Origin of the sequence: Corynebacterium ihumii (assembly GCF_028609825.1) — a bacterium.
Taxonomy (GTDB): Bacteria; Actinomycetota; Actinomycetes; order Mycobacteriales; family Mycobacteriaceae; genus Corynebacterium; species Corynebacterium afermentans.
Genome location: NZ_CP063190.1, coordinates 1 through 14,165, shown reverse-complemented (window position 1 = coordinate 14,165; position 14,165 = coordinate 1). Strand labels below are relative to the sequence as shown.

Annotated in this window: 13 protein-coding genes and 2 tRNA genes; 5 read left to right on the top strand and 10 right to left on the bottom strand. The window is 64.6% G+C overall.

The genetic code is table 11. From position 1 onward, the window contains the following. Window positions 1-49: 49 nt before the first annotated feature. Window positions 50-122 (bottom strand) — tRNA-Ala (locus CIHUM_RS00075). 18 nt (window positions 123-140) lie between these two features. Next, window positions 141-214 (bottom strand) — tRNA-Ile (locus CIHUM_RS00070). A 387-nt stretch (window positions 215-601) separates the two neighbouring features. On the opposite strand from CIHUM_RS00070, the gene CIHUM_RS00065 reads away from it, so the two are divergent. Next, the gene (locus CIHUM_RS00065) at window positions 602-1,702 is read left to right on the top strand and encodes a zinc-dependent metalloprotease (RefSeq protein WP_034996718.1); all 1,101 of its coding nucleotides are present in this window, start codon (window positions 602-604) and stop codon (window positions 1,700-1,702) included. A gap of 98 nt (window positions 1,703-1,800) precedes the next feature. Here the strand turns inward: CIHUM_RS00065 and CIHUM_RS00060 are convergent, their stop codons facing one another. After that, window positions 1,801-2,145, bottom strand: a complete 345-nt coding sequence (locus CIHUM_RS00060) for a DUF3566 domain-containing protein (RefSeq protein WP_034996714.1) — start codon at window positions 2,143-2,145, stop codon at window positions 1,801-1,803. A 3-nt stretch (window positions 2,146-2,148) separates the two neighbouring features. Continuing rightward, the gene (gene gyrA, locus CIHUM_RS00055; RefSeq protein ID WP_034996710.1) at window positions 2,149-4,698 is read right to left on the bottom strand and encodes a DNA gyrase subunit A; all 2,550 of its coding nucleotides are present in this window, start codon (window positions 4,696-4,698) and stop codon (window positions 2,149-2,151) included. 61 nt (window positions 4,699-4,759) lie between these two features. On the opposite strand from gyrA, the gene CIHUM_RS00050 reads away from it, so the two are divergent. Continuing rightward, window positions 4,760-4,972: a hypothetical protein gene (locus CIHUM_RS00050; RefSeq protein WP_034996708.1), complete on the top strand. Its 213-nt coding sequence runs from the start codon at window positions 4,760-4,762 to the stop codon at window positions 4,970-4,972. After that, window positions 4,969-5,241: a hypothetical protein gene (locus CIHUM_RS00045; protein ID WP_034996706.1), complete on the top strand. Its 273-nt coding sequence runs from the start codon at window positions 4,969-4,971 to the stop codon at window positions 5,239-5,241. The genes CIHUM_RS00050 and CIHUM_RS00045 overlap by 4 nt, the downstream gene beginning before the upstream one ends. Before the next feature lie 55 nt (window positions 5,242-5,296). Here CIHUM_RS00045 and CIHUM_RS00040 read toward each other — a convergent pair whose 3' ends face one another. Continuing rightward, window positions 5,297-5,506, bottom strand: a complete 210-nt coding sequence (locus CIHUM_RS00040) for a hypothetical protein (protein WP_034996705.1) — start codon at window positions 5,504-5,506, stop codon at window positions 5,297-5,299. 69 nt (window positions 5,507-5,575) lie between these two features. On the opposite strand from CIHUM_RS00040, the gene CIHUM_RS00035 reads away from it, so the two are divergent. Together CIHUM_RS00035 and CIHUM_RS00030 are read left to right on the top strand one after the other, a co-directional pair. Beyond that, the gene (locus CIHUM_RS00035) at window positions 5,576-5,992 is read left to right on the top strand and encodes a hypothetical protein (RefSeq protein ID WP_148363811.1); all 417 of its coding nucleotides are present in this window, start codon (window positions 5,576-5,578) and stop codon (window positions 5,990-5,992) included. Window positions 5,993-6,140: 148 nt separating this feature from the next. Further along, window positions 6,141-6,575, top strand: coding sequence for a DUF6918 family protein (locus tag CIHUM_RS00030; protein WP_034996692.1), 435 nt, complete (start codon window positions 6,141-6,143; stop codon window positions 6,573-6,575). Between the two features lie 101 nt (window positions 6,576-6,676). Here CIHUM_RS00030 and gyrB read toward each other — a convergent pair whose 3' ends face one another. The 5 genes from gyrB to dnaA form a co-directional block, all read right to left on the bottom strand. After that, on the bottom strand, window positions 6,677-8,776 hold the full coding sequence (gene gyrB / locus CIHUM_RS00025; protein WP_034996691.1) for a DNA topoisomerase (ATP-hydrolyzing) subunit B: 2,100 nt from the start codon (window positions 8,774-8,776) through the stop codon (window positions 6,677-6,679). 145 nt (window positions 8,777-8,921) lie between these two features. Continuing rightward, window positions 8,922-9,530: a DciA family protein gene (locus tag CIHUM_RS00020; protein WP_034996689.1), complete on the bottom strand. Its 609-nt coding sequence runs from the start codon at window positions 9,528-9,530 to the stop codon at window positions 8,922-8,924. Continuing rightward, on the bottom strand, window positions 9,514-10,695 hold the full coding sequence (recF, locus tag CIHUM_RS00015; RefSeq protein ID WP_034996687.1) for a DNA replication/repair protein RecF: 1,182 nt from the start codon (window positions 10,693-10,695) through the stop codon (window positions 9,514-9,516). The genes CIHUM_RS00020 and recF overlap by 17 nt, the downstream gene beginning before the upstream one ends. 3 nt (window positions 10,696-10,698) lie before the next feature. After that, the gene (gene dnaN / locus CIHUM_RS00010) at window positions 10,699-11,883 is read right to left on the bottom strand and encodes a DNA polymerase III subunit beta (RefSeq protein ID WP_034996685.1); all 1,185 of its coding nucleotides are present in this window, start codon (window positions 11,881-11,883) and stop codon (window positions 10,699-10,701) included. Window positions 11,884-12,545: 662 nt separating this feature from the next. Beyond that, window positions 12,546-14,123 (bottom strand): chromosomal replication initiator protein DnaA, encoded by a 1,578-nt coding sequence (gene dnaA / locus CIHUM_RS00005; RefSeq protein ID WP_034996684.1) that lies wholly within the window; start codon window positions 14,121-14,123, stop codon window positions 12,546-12,548. Window positions 14,124-14,165: the final 42 nt, after the last annotated feature.

Sequence of the window (14,165 nt, the reverse complement as noted above, 5' to 3'; positions counted from 1 at the left end):
TTACGTCGCAAAGCAAAAAGGCCCCCTCCAACTGGAGGGAGCCATTCTGTGGAGCATAGGAGAATCGAACTCCTGACATCCTGCTTGCAAAGCAGGTGCTCTACCAACTGAGCTAATGCCCCGCGTACCCAAGGGTACCGTGGGCCTAGCAAGAATCGAACTTGCGACCTCATCGTTATCAGCGATGCGCTCTAACCGACTGAGCTATAGGCCCTTGGAACGAATAGGAATATTACAGAGCACCCACTGCAGCTCCAAATCGCCAGCGTATGGCCCATAAAAGAGCAATTGCTTATCGACGTTCCACGCCCCGGCACCCAGGGGTAACTGACGGGGGTAAGCGCGGCGGAAAATGGTGAACAATCCGGGTTTTCCTGAGGTTTTGCACATCTCCCGAGGTGAGCGGGCTGCCCGGGCTTGCGCGCGGTGCTTGGCAGGGGCTGATTGGTGAACAATCCGGGCTCTGGGGGCTTGACAAACGTTGAACAATCCGAACCAAGTGTTGAACGATCTTACCCCGGTTTACCTGCGCAAACGCACTGAATAAAGTAGAAGGCATCAAAGCAGCCCATGTCCACCACAACGTCAAAGGAGCAACGAGATGCGCGCACAAACCACGGCCCTCGCCGCCGCACTCGCAGCAGCATTCGCCTTCACCGGCCTTCAGCCGGCCGCCGCAGCGGACACCACCGCACTCGTTGACCTCGAAGCGGCCGAGTACGCCATCGACTCTGACAACGACGGCCTCCCCGACGACTGGGAAACCGAGGGCATCGTGCTTCACGACGGCACGGAGCTCGCCCTCCCCGACTGGGGCGTCGACCCCAACCGCCCCGACCTGTTCCTGCAGATCAATTGGATGGAAGAGCATAACGGAAAGTCCTTCGCGCCGTCCGCGGAAGCGCTGCAGGACATCGTCGACCTCTTCGACGACCACGGCATCGCCCTGCACATCGACGCCGGCGAGACCCACACCAACATCCCCAACTACACCGAGTTCCACGGCGGCGAAACCGTGGCCTACTCGCAGCACTACTTCGCCGACCAGATCTCCGGCGTGCGTCTACTGAAGGACATTGAGACCCACCTCGGCGACCGTTCAAACGCCTTCCGGCTAGGCATCATCGGCGACCAGATCGACCGCGGCGACTACACCACCGGCGTCGCCCTGGTCGGCGACAGCGCCTTCTTCGTTGCCAACAATGACCAGATCGACAGCGATGAGCAGCTCCGCAACGCCATCCTCCACGAGTTCGGCCACACCCTGGGCCTGCGCCACAACGGCTCCGCGGACGTCGCCCGCAAGCTGCCGCGCACCCAAGCCACGCCGGCGGAGTACCTGTCCGTGATGAACTACGACCGCCAGTTCACCCACTTCAACTACTCCGAGGAGCCCTACACCGCCGAAGGCCCGGACGGCCCCGTCGAGGTGCCCGTCGACTGGGACGCCCTCGTCCTGGACACCCCGCGCATCGGCCGCGACGCCGTGGAGCTCGGCGCCCGCACTGTCTCCCACGGTGCGATTCCGGTAGCACAGGCTTCTGATGTTTCTGAGGCCGAGCCGGTTTCCGCCGAGACCGCTCCTGTCAAGGCCACGGATGTGAACGTCGCCGCCATCGTCGGCTCCGTCGTCGCTGCCCTGGCCGTCCTGGGCATCGCGGGTGCAGGTTTCGCCGCCATGAACGGCCTGCTCCCCTTCTAAACCCGCCGAAACGTGCGCCCCGCTTCTGGCGGGGCGCTTTTTATTGGTGCGCACCAATAATTGGGATCACCGGGATTGTCCGCAATGCGGAAATTCGCCTACTTGGCCCGGTTGGACATGGTGAAGCTAACGCCGCCGACCAGGTCCGCGATGGCGTTGTACATGACCACCGTCAGCGGGGCCATGATCACCTGGAACAGGAACCCCACCAGGCCGAACAGGCCCGCGGCGGACATAGCCAGTTTCATGTCCACCACCTGGTCGCCGCCGACACCGCCGATCAGCGAGTTGATGGACTCGATGACCCCGGCGCGCTCCAGCCCGTAGTAGACCAGTACGCACGCGGCCATCCAGGCGATAAAGCCCAAAAAGGCCAGCAGAGTTGCCACTTTGAAGGTGGAGCCGGCGCCGATGTGGCGCACGGTCACTTTGCGGACGGCCACGGGCTACTCCTTGTCCTCGCCGGCGTCGGAGCTGTCGTCGCTAAGCGCCTGCTCGATGGTCTTCTGCCCGGTGGCGACTGCGGTGGCTTCCTCCTCGCCTTCGTCCTCGACGTTGCGGTCGATGGCCAGAAGTTCCACACCGTCGGCGAGGTCCACCAGTCGCACGCCCATGGTCGCGCGCGAGGACGGGCGGATCTGATCGACCTCGGTGCGGATCACGCCGCCGGCGGAGGTGATGGCGAAGATCTGGTCGTCCTCGGCAACCGAGAGGGCGCCGATGAGCTTGCCGCGCTTCGGGCTGTACTTGAAGGTCATCACGCCCATGCCGCCGCGGCCCTGCGTGTTGTACTCCTCGATGGCGGTGCGCTTGCCGTAGCCGCCGGAGGTGGCCACGAGCAAGTATTCGCCGTCCTTGGCCACGGTCATGGCCAGCAGCTGGTCGTCGCCCTTGAAGCGCATGCCCTTCACGCCAGCGGTGGCGCGGCCCATGGGGCGCAGCTGCTCGTCGTCGGCGGAGAAGCGGATGGACTGGCCCTGCTCGGACACGAGCAGCAGGTCGTCGTCCTCACCGACGAGGGAGGCGCCGATGAGCGCGTCGCCTTCGTTGAGGTTGATGGCGATCAGGCCGGCGGAGCGGGCGGACTCGTAGTCGGTGAGGCGGGACTTCTTCACGCGGCCGTCGCGGGTGGCCAGCACCAGGTAGGGGGCGTCCTCGTAGGTCTGGATCTGGATGATCTGGGCGATCTTCTCTTCCGGCTGGAATTCCAGCAGGTTGGCCACGTGCTGGCCGCGGGCGGTGCGGCCCGCTTCCGGCAGCTCGTAGGCCTTGAGGCGGTAGACGCGGCCGAAGTTGGTGAAGAACAGGATCCAGTCGTGGGTGGAGCAGATGAAGAAGTTCTTCACCACGTCGTCCTGCTTCAGCTCGGCGCCGCGTACGCCCTTGCCGCCGCGTTTCTGACTCTTGTAGGCGTCCACCTTGGTGCGCTTGGCGTAGCCGGTGGAGGTGATGGTGACCACCACGTTTTCGCGGGCGATGAGGTCTTCCTCGGTGACGTCGCCGGTGGCGGCGACGATCTGGGTGCGGCGCTCGTCGCCATACTTATCGACGATCTCCTTGAGCTCGTCGCCGACAATCGCGCGCTGACGCTCCGGCTTGGCCAGGATGTCCTTGAAGTCCGCGATCTGCTTTTCGATGGCGGCCAGGTCGTCGACGATCTTCTGGCGCTCCAGGGCGGCCAGGCGGCGCAGCTGCATGGCCAGGATCTCGTTGGCCTGGATCTCGTCCACGTCGAGCAGGTCGATCAGCCCGGCGCGGGCCTCGTCCACGGTCGGCGAGCGACGGATCAGGGCAATGACCTCGTCCAGCATGTCCAGCGCCTTGACCAGGCCGCGGAGGATGTGGGCGCGCTTTTCGGCCTCGTCCAGGCGGTACTGGGTGCGGCGGACAATGACTTCGATCTGGTGCTTGACGTAGAAACGCAGCATCTGGTCCAGGCGCAGGGTGCGCGGGACGCCATCGACAATGCTGAGCATGTTGGCGGAGAAGTTCGTCTCTAGCGCGGAGTGCTTGTACAGGTTGTTCAGCACCACGCGCGGCACCGCGTCGCGCTTGAGCGTGACCACGATGCGCATGCCCACGCGGTCGGAGGACTCGTCCTCAATCTTGGAGATGCCCACCATCTTGCCGGCGGTGACCTGCTCGGCGATGTTGTGGATGAAGTTATCCGGGTTGACCTGGTACGGCAGCTCGGTGATCGTGATGACCTGGCGGTTACCGATCTCCTCGATCTCCGTCACGCCGCGCATGCGGATGGAGCCGCGGCCGGTGGTGTAGGCGTCCTTAATACCCTGGTCGCCCACGATCAGGCCCGCCGTTGGGAAGTCTGGTCCCTTCACGCGCTCCATCACAGCGTCGAGGGTCTCTTTCTCCTCGACGTCGTGGTTTTCCAGGATCCACTGGATGGCGTCCGCCAGCTCGTTGAGGTTGTGCGGCGGGATGTTGGTTGCCATGCCCACCGCAATGCCGTTGGAGCCGTTCATCAGTAGGTTCGGCACACGGGACGGAAGGACCGTCGGCTCCTGGGTCTTGGAGTCGAAGTTGGGGGCGAAGTCCACGGAGTTTTCGCGGATGTCGCGGACCATCTCCATGGCGATCGGGGTGAGCTTACACTCCGTGTAACGCATAGCGGCCGGGCCGTCATTGCCCGGGGAACCGAAGTTGCCCTGGCCGTCCACAAGCGGGTAGCGCATGGACCACGGCTGGGCCATGCGCACCAGGGTGTCGTAGATGGCGCTGTCGCCGTGCGGGTGGTAGTTACTCATGGTCTCGCCGACGGCCTTCACGCTCTTGACGTAGGAGCGCTCGGGGCGGAAACCCGCGTCGTACATTGCGTAGATCACGCGGCGGTGCACCGGCTTCATGCCGTCGCGCACCTCGGGGAGCGCGCGACCCACGATCACGCTCATGGCGTAATCGATGTAGCTGGTCTGCATCTCCTCGTTGATGTCGATTGGTTGAATGCGGTCCAAGCCGCCAGTGGTGTCATCAGCCATGTGTATGGAGTCTAGCGGGGCTTCTGCTTGGAGCGAAGGAGCAACGTGGTATCACAATGGTATGGCTATGACGCTCCGGTTGACCGCAGACGAGGACAAGGCGCTCTTGTTACTGGCTTCAGCGTGGGGGTGCTCGAAGCAGGAGGCGGCGCGCCGTGCGGTAGTGGCGGCAGCATCGCGATTGCTTGACGACGCCCACGTCACCGACCTCGCCCGCTCCCTCATCCCCTCCTATTCCGGAATGGAATCGCGCATCCGGCAGGCGCGCGGATGAGGGGCTTTTCCCCCGAGCAGCTCCTGGCCATCGCGGACGAGTACTGCGCCTTCCACGGCTGCCAGGTCCGCTCGTTCGCTGCCTTGGCCGCCTGCGCCGCTGTGCCCGGCGCCCGTTTCCACGGCGTGGCCGTGTTCGACTCCGTGGACGCTGCCGCCGCGGCGCTTTCTGAGGCCGTGGTGGCGCTTTCGCCGCTGTCGGACTCCAACGAGGGGTTCGCTGCTGTCGTGGCGGAGGTGTATCGGAGGTGGGCGGATGCTCGTCGATAAGCATCTGCTCGCAAAAGTTGACAACCCGCTCGAAACTCGGGTGCGAACCCCCAGGTCAGATTTTGGGCTCGTCAACTTTTGTGAATCCGCGCACCCGGCGAGGGTGGCGCACGGAGTCGCGGATGACCAGGCTTTCCGGGCGCAGTACGGAGCGTGGCACGAGGAACTTCCCGCTCACGCTGGTCATACCCGGTAACAGACGCCCGGGGTTCGGGTAAAGCAGCGCGCCAGCGGTGGTGGACATGCCGTTGTAGAGGTGGGTCATGTGTCTTAGACGCTCGCAACCACCCGGCGGTTCCCTTTTCGGCCCACCTGAGCGCCTAACATGTTCCCCATGAAGAAAACTATTGCGGCGCTGGCGGCCGCCGCCCTGCTCGCCGCCCCCTCCCCCGCCTTTGCGCAGGACACCGCTATTTCGCAGTTGTCCTCTACAAGCTCGAAGGGTTCGTCCAAGCCGAACTACCGCCCGGACTATGACAAGGACGTCAACCCGCCGGAGAAGCGTGCGCTGGAGGGGTCCTACACGGGCTCGGCTCCGATCTCCTTGGCTATTGCGTTTGCGGCGACGGCGGTTGCGGTGCAGCTCATCGTCGATTTCGTGCCGCAGGCGCGCGAGGCGGTGGACAACCTGGCGGAGCAGTTTAATCTGACGCATGTGCCGGGCTCGTCGGAAGGCAATCGCCTGATCCCGGCGAAGGAGATCACGGCGTTCGTGCAGTCCTACGCTGATCAGTACCTGCCCCAGCGTTAGCTCCGCCACACACCCTGTGTTACGGTTGTGCCCGTTGTGGTTGCAGTGATCCATGTGACTGATGTGAGGTCTGGGTGCTGTGGTGGAAGAGCTGCAACCGAGAACGGCCGGTCCCGCACCGGCCGTTTTTCCCGTTAAACTGGTGGCCATGACTGATCTTTCCCAGCTGCTCGACGCAGCAAAGCGCCCCCAGGTTGTCCAGGAGATCACCACTCTTGTCGACGACACCGTCGCCCGCCAATCCGGCCTCACCGGCATGGCCCTCAAATCCGCTGTCGCCGCAGGTAAGAAGGCCGACGCGGACGCCATTTCCAAGGGCGTGAACAAGTTCCTCCCGCAGATCGTCGACGAGCTCAACCCGCACTGGTCCGCCTACCAGGCCAGCGGCCAGCAGGGCTTCGGCGAGTTCCTTTCCGGCCGCGAGGACGACGTGGTCAAGGCGATGCTCGACGCAGGCGACAAGCAGGCGGATTCCATGCCCGGCGCCATCAAGAAAGTGTACTCCACACTGCGCGGCAAGGCCGCGAAGATCGTGGGCCCGTCGTTGCCGCAGCTCGGCGAGATCGTGGAGCGCTTTGCTTAACGACGTCTCAAGCGCCCCCGCGTAAAAGTTGACAAAACGCCCCGACGCGCTTTCCCTCACCTGGGAAAACGCGTCGGGGCGTTGTCAGATTTTACGAGCGCCTAGACGTCCAGGAAGCGCACGTCCTTCGCCCTGCGGGTGATGAAGCTGCGGCGGGCCGCAACGTCGTCGCCCATGAGGATGGAGAACAACTCGTCGGCACGCTGGGCGTCCTCGAGCTCGACCTTGCGCAGGATGCGGGTCTCCGGATCCAGGGTGGTCTCCCAGAGCTCCTTGGCGTTCATCTCGCCCAAGCCCTTGTAGCGCTGGATGCCGTCGTCGGTATTGATCTTGCGGCCGGCCTCCAGGCCTTCCGCCAGCAGCTCGTCGCGCTCACGGTCGGAGAACGCGTAGCCCGGTTCGCCCTTGCCCCACTTCAGTTTGTACAGCGGCGGGTTGGCCAAGAAGACGTGGCCGTTTTCCACCAGCTCCGGCATGAAGCGGAACAGCAGGGTCAGCAGCAGGGTGGCGATGTGCTGGCCGTCCACGTCGGCGTCGGCCATCAGCACGATCTTGTGGTAGCGCAGCTTAGCGATGTCGAACTCGTCGTTGATGCCGGTTCCCAGCGCGGTGATGATGGCCTGCACCTCGGCGTTTTTCAGCACGCGGTCCATGCGGGCCTTCTCCACGTTCAGGATCTTGCCGCGCAGCGGCAGGATGGCCTGGTACATGGAGTCGCGGCCACCCTTGGCGGAGCCGCCTGCAGAGTCGCCCTCCACGATGAACAGCTCGGACTTTATGGGGTCCTTGGAACGGCAGTCCGCGAGCTTGCCGGGCAGGCCGCCCAGGTCGGTGGCGGACTTGCGGCGCACCAGGTCGCGGGCCTTGCGGGCCGCCTGGCGGGCCTGGGAGGAGGACACGGCCTTGTTCACGATGACCTTGGCCTCGGCCGGGTTGGCGTCGAACCAGTCGGAGATGTTCTCGTTCACCGCGCGCTGGACAAAGCCCTTGACCTCGGTGTTGCCCAGCTTGGTCTTGGTCTGGCCCTCAAACTGCGGGTCGGCCACGCGCACGGAGACGACGGCGGCGAGGCCCTCGCGGCAGTCGTCGCCAGTAAGGTTGGGCTCCTTGTCCTTGAGCAGCTTGTGGTCGCGCGCGTAGCGGTTCATCAACGACGTCAACGCGGCGCGGAAGCCCTCCTCGTGGGTGCCGCCCTCGTGCGTGTTAATCGTGTTGGCGAACGTGTGCACGGATTCCTTGAAGGAGCCGTTCCACTGCATTGCCACCTCGGCCTCCAGGCCGTCGCCCTTCTGGTCGAAACCGATGATGGTCGGATGGATGGCCGTCTTGGACTTGTTCAGGTACTTGACGTAATCGACCAAGCCGTCCGGGTAGTAGAAGGTGACCTTCTTTTCACGCTTCTTCTTTACGTCCGGTGCGACCTCGTCGCCCGCCTCCACCGTGTCGCCGTCGCCGTCCTGGTCGACATCGGCGGCGTCCACAGTCTCGGTGTTGTCGTCGAACGAGTCGCCGTCGATGGCCGCTGCGGTGTCGCCCTCGTCGGCGATGGCCTCGAGCTCGAGCTCCTCGTCGGTGACGCGCTGGTCCGTCAGCGTGATGGTCAGGCCCTTGTTCAAAAAGGCCATTTCCTGCAGGCGGCGCGAGATGGTGTCGTAGTTGAAATCGACGGTCTCGAAGATCTCCGCGTCCGGCCAGAAACGGATGGTGGTGCCGGTGCCGCGGGCGTTGCCGCCCTCCTCCAGCTCGTCTGGCACGGCCATGTTGAAGCGCTGGTACCAGTGCTTGCCGTCGCGCTTGATGTCCGCCTCAACGCGGGTGGACAGCGCGTTGACCACGGAAATGCCCACGCCGTGCAGGCCGCCGGAGACCGCGTAGGACTCCGAGTCGAACTTGCCGCCGGCGTGCAGCTGGGTCATAACCACCTGCACGGTCGGGGCGCCGGTCGGGTGCATCTCCACCGGGATACCACGGCCGTTGTCCACGACCTCGACGCCGCCATCCTCCAGCAGGGTGACGTCGACGCGGTCGGCGTAGCCCGCCATCGCCTCATCTACCGAGTTGTCCACGACCTCCCAGACCAGGTGGTGCAGGCCGCGTGCACCGGTGGAACCGATGTACATGCCCGGGCGCTTGCGCACCGCCTCCAGGCCTTCGAGGATGGTGATCGATGACGCGTCGTAATGGGGTTGCTGCTCTGCCACTTTCGGGAAGCTCCTCCATGCGTAAATGTGGGCCGAATGTGTCATTCAGGCCCGTTGAACCTGTCCTATATTACACGGTGAGGGGGCCATAACGGGGAGGTGTCCATCGCGCGAGAGGGCGTTTCACGCGGGTTTTCGCTCGCGCTTACCCGTACGTGTCGCGCGGGCCGCGGCCTTTCACGTGCAGCGGGCCATACCGCCAGCTCTTCGTCTTCGGCCCGTAGACGTGCAGCTTGGTCACCACGTCCGGCCCGACCTTCGCCGCGATCGCCGCGAGTACTTCGCGCTGCATGTACTTCATCTGCGTCGCCCAGGCAGTGGAATCGCAGCTGACGTGCACTTCGCCGCCTTTGATCATCTCCACGTGCGTGTGTTGGCCGATCTTCTCGCCGACCAGCTCTGCCCAGTGCCCCATGACCCAGCCGTGCGCCATCTTCTCGGTCCAGTCGCGTTTGCGGATTTCAGAGCCCAGCAGGTTGGAAAAGGAGGAAACCTTGTAGCTGCGCAGCAATGCGCGCCCGTCCGGGCCGGTGGGGATTCCGCGCACATTTGCTTTACGACGTTTCTCCGGCTGATCAAGCCCCGTTTCAAGGCCCGGAACGGTGATGGCGGCCTTTGGTCCGTCGTGAAGCGATGGATTGTTGCGCCTGGGGATGGTGCTGGTGCCCTGGCGGGACAAGTCCGGCAGAGGGCGGCCGCGTTTGCGGGCGGTGGCGCGGACGGTGTCGAAGCTGCGTTTAATCAGATCGCTCAATGGCGCTCACCCCGTCCTGCATGGTCACGGCGTAGCGCGCGGCGACGGCGTCGTCGAGGTTGCCCGGCAGGTCGTCGCCCACCGCGGCGGTGACCAGGACCTGCTCCGCGACGGCGGCAACGTGGACGAGGCGTTCGCGGCGCTTGGCGTCGAGCTCGGCGAATACGTCGTCGAGGATCAGCACCGGGTCGGTGCCCTCGCTGGCCAGAAGCTGGTATTCGGCGAGGTGGAGGGCCAGCGCGTAGGACCAGGTTTCGCCGTGGGATGCGTAGCCCTTCGCGGGCTGGTCGCCGAGCATGAGGGCGAGGTCGTCGCGGTGCGGGCCGACGAGGGTGGCGCCGCGGTCGATCTCGTCCTTGCGGCGCCGGCCCAGCTCAGCGAGCATGGCGGCCTCAAACACCGCCGGGTCGCGCGAGGGCCCGCCGTTGAGCTCAGTCACGGCCTGGTCGAGGGTGGAGCTGTACGCCACGGACGCGGGGCGCGACTCGGGCGCGACGGACTGGTAGGACTCGGTGATGCGCTCGGCCAGCTCATCGACGAGGCTGAGCCGGCCCGCCACCACCTGCGCGCCAAGCGCCGCGAGCTGACTGTCCCACACGTCCAGGGTGGAAAGCGCGCTTGCGCCATCTTCGTCCTGGTAGCCGCGGCGCAGCGCCATGTTCGAGCTCTTCAGCAGGGCGTTTCGCTGGCGCAGCACCTTCTCGTAGTCCGCGCGGGCACCACCGAGGCGCGGAGTTCTCAGTGCTGCGAGGTCGTCTAAGAACTTGCGGCGCTCCGCCGGCTCGCCGGTGATCAGGCGCAGGTCCTCCGGAGAGAACATCACCACGCGCAAAACGCCCAGCAGCTCGCGGGCAGATTTCAACCGGGTGCGGTTGATCTGCGCCTGGTTCGCCCCGTGCGCCTTGATCAGCAGGTGCGTGGTCAGCGCGCGGCCGTCGTTGACGGTGGTGGCGGATACGCGGGCGTTCTCGGCGTTGGCGTGGATGAGCGGAGCATCCGTCGATACGCGGTGGCTCGACAACTTCGACGAATAATGGACCGCCTCGACGATATTGGTCTTGCCGTGGCCGTTACGGCCCGCGAAAACCGTCACGCCCGGCTCAAGCTTGAGATTCAGCTCGGGCCACGAGCGGAAATCACGCAGATCAAGCTCGCGGACGTGCATGGGCTAGCCCGGCAGGCGAACCGGCATGAGCAGGTAAGTGAAGTGCGTGTCCGGTGTGGGGAACGTGCCGTCCTCGCCGCGCTCCGGAAGCTCCTCCGGCTGCGGGATCATGATCGCCGGGCGGGAAGCCTCCGTGAAGCCGAACACGACGCGGTCGGTGCCGATGACGGAAAGGCCGTCGCGAAGATAGCCCGCGTTGAACGCGATGAGCAGCTCATCCACCCCGGTGAACGCGGCCTGGAGGGTCTCCTGGGCGGCGCCCGAATCCGCGCCGGAGGAAAACAGCGTCAGCTCGCCCTCTTTGAAGTGCATGCGCAGCTGCGCGTTGCGGTCCGCGACCAGGCTGACGCGGCGGATGGACTCCAGAAGCGGCGCGACCTCCACCGACGCGATCGCCGTGTGCGTCTTCGGCAAAAGAGGCGCAACGTTGGGGAAATCCGCATCCAGCATGCGGGTGGTGGTTTCCCGGTTGCCGGTGTGCAGGCCGAACAGGCCGTCGCCGCCGATGTTGTCGGCAGTGCCCGCGGCGAGCTCCACCGGATCGTCGATGGACGTGTCCAGCGTGCGCGCGTTGTCCAGCAGCGTTTTCGCCGGGACGAGCAAGTCCGCCTTGACGTCCGGGCTGGTCGGCTCCCAGGTCAGGTGGCGCTGCGCCAGGCGGAATCGGTCCGTTGCCGTGAGGGTGACATTCTCACCGTCGATTTCCAGGTGGATGCCGGTGAGCATCGGCAGCGTGTCATCGCGGCCGGCGGCGGAGGCCACCTGAGTCACCGCGCCCGTGAGCGCCGCCGGAGAGATTCGGCCCGTGACCTCCGGCAGGTGCGGCAGCTGCGGGTAATCGTCCAGCGCAATCAGCGGCAGTTCGAAGCGGGAGGAACGCGCCTTCAGCGTCATCACCTTGGAATCGGTGGAGACCTCGATGGCGTCGTTAGGCATGGTGCCCACGATGTCCGCGAGCAGCTTGCCGGCTACCGCCACGCGGCCCGGATCGTTGACCTCGGCACCGATGCGCACGCGGGTAGAGACCTCGTAGTCGAAGCCCGCGAACTCCAGGCCGTTGTCGTCGGCTGTAATCACAAGCGCGCGCAGCACCGGTTGCGTCGACTTGGTGGGCAGGCTGCGCGCGACCCACGCCGCAGCGTCCGCGAGCTCATCCTTATGGACGCGAAACGACACATTGTTGTCCATGACTGCGCAGTCTCCTTTGGCATGTTTGGCATTTCGGGCAGAGCCAGATCGGACACCACTCTACATTTGTGATTCACCCGCGCGCACTCTGCCTATCGACGCCTCACCTCCGGTTCGCCGCCGAATGTCAGGGCCGGGCCGAAGATTGCACACCCTCTCTTTCTCCAGATTGAATTACAAGAAGTAAAGAGGGGAACAACAGTAGGTCTTGGGGAATCTGTGGATTGGGCCGTCTTTGTGCCGTTCGCACGGCGTGTCGCCCGTGTGATTTAGGTTGTGGATAACTTGTGGATAAGTCGGGTCGCTTGTGGATAGTTTTTCGGGTGCGTTGAAATTACACAAGCGGAACCGCGTTCATCCACCGGTTATGCACACGCTGTCCCCAGGCCCCGAGTGTGTGACGTCGGTTACACTGTGATCTGTTTGGCCAAACTACACCGGTGTAATTACACAGGTGTGGATAGGCCTGTGGAGAGTGGTGCGGAAGTGAATCGGGGAGGAGAATTGGGTGGCCGTGGCTACACGGGTGCGCCGCCACCACCTAGACCCTGGGAGCCAGACCCTGGGCTCAGCCAAAAATCGCGCTATCCCAGGGTGAGCCTCCCAGGGTCTAGCGCGAACGAGCGTGAACCGGCGCGAAACAGGCCGCGGCGAGCCCCGACCTACCGCGCGTGCATGCGGGCGCGGTTCTTGATCACCTGCGTGAGTTCCTGGATCTCGTCGTAGGTGCCGCGGTTTTCCGTCATTTCCTTGCGGATCTTGCGGTCTGCGTACATGACGGTGGTGTGGTCCTTGCCGCCGAACTCGTCGCCGATCTTCGGCAGTGATAGCTCGGTCAGTTCGCGGCACAGGTACATGGCAATCTGGCGCGCGTGGGCGACCTGCCTGGTCTTTCCGGCTCCGGTGAGCTGGTCCAGGGAGACCTGGAAGTACTCGGCGGCGGCATCCTTGATGGCGTCGGCGGTGATGTTGACGTCGCCTTCGTCGGGGAGGATGTCGCGCAGTGCTACTTGGGCGACTTCCATGGTGATCGGCTCGTTGATCAGCGACGAGTACGCCGAGACACGGATCAGCGCGCCTTCGAGTTCGCGGATAGAGGACTCGAACTGGGAGGCAATGAGCTCGAGCACGGCGTGGTCGACCTGGGTGCCGTCGGCGGCCGCCTTCTTCATCAGGATGGCGATGCGGGTTTCCAGGTCGGGCGGCTGCACGTCGGTGATTAGGCCGCTGATGAAGCGTGTCCTTAACCGGTCCTCGAGCGTGGTCAACTCCTTCGGCGGCCGGTCGGAGGACAGGATGATCTGCTTGTTTGCCTGGTGCAGAGCGTTGAAAGTGTGGAAGAACTCTTCCTGGGTGCCTTCTTTGCCCTCGAGGAACTGGATGTCGTCGACCATAAGGATGTCCAGGTTGCGGTAGCGCCGCTTGAAGGATTCTTGGCGGTCGTCGCGCACGGAGTTGATGTAGTCGTTGGTGAATTCCTCGGACGAGACGTACTTGATGCGCAGTCCCGGCTGCAGCACGCGCGCGTAGTTGCCTGCGGCGTGCAGGAGGTGGGTTTTGCCGAGACCGGAGCCGCCCCAAATGAACAGGGGGTTGTAGGCCTTGGCGGGGTTTTCGGCGACGGCGACGGCGGCGCCGTTGGCGAAGCGGTTGGACGAGCCGATGACGAAGTTTTCGAAGGTGTACTTCGGGTTCAGGCTGGCTTCGCGGTCCGGGTCGTGCGCGGGTTTCTCGCGGGGGATGCGGCGGTCCACTGGGTCCACGGTGGGGTGCGCAGTTGCTTCTCGACGACGCCCCGCCACCTGGGCAGCATGCATCTGCGCCAATTCGTCCAGGCCCATGGGGATCTGCTCCCCCGCTGCCGGCGCTTCGACGTGGGATTGGGTGGGTTGCCAGCTCGGCTCCGGTGTAGGCGCCGGCGGCTGAACAGGCTCAGGCTCTGGTTCGGGTTCCGGCTCGGGCGCGGCGACGGAGACGGCCAAGGCGTAGGGCTGGCCGGTGTGGGACGACAGCAGTGCCGTGATGTGGGGAGACAGGGACTCCTCAATGACATTTTTCGCGGCTTGGTGGGGTGCGGAGAGGAGGGCGTAGCCGTCGACAAGCACGACCGGCTTCATTAGCCGCAGGTAGGCGCGCTGTTGGGGGGTAAGCGTGGGTACGGACGAGGTGGCCTGCTCCGAGAGGCGCAGCAGCTCGTCGACGACGCCGCGCCACAGGTCCTCGAGGTGTTGGTCCGCCAACGTCGTCTCCAGTCTGTTCCTGTCTACATGTGCAATCCACAA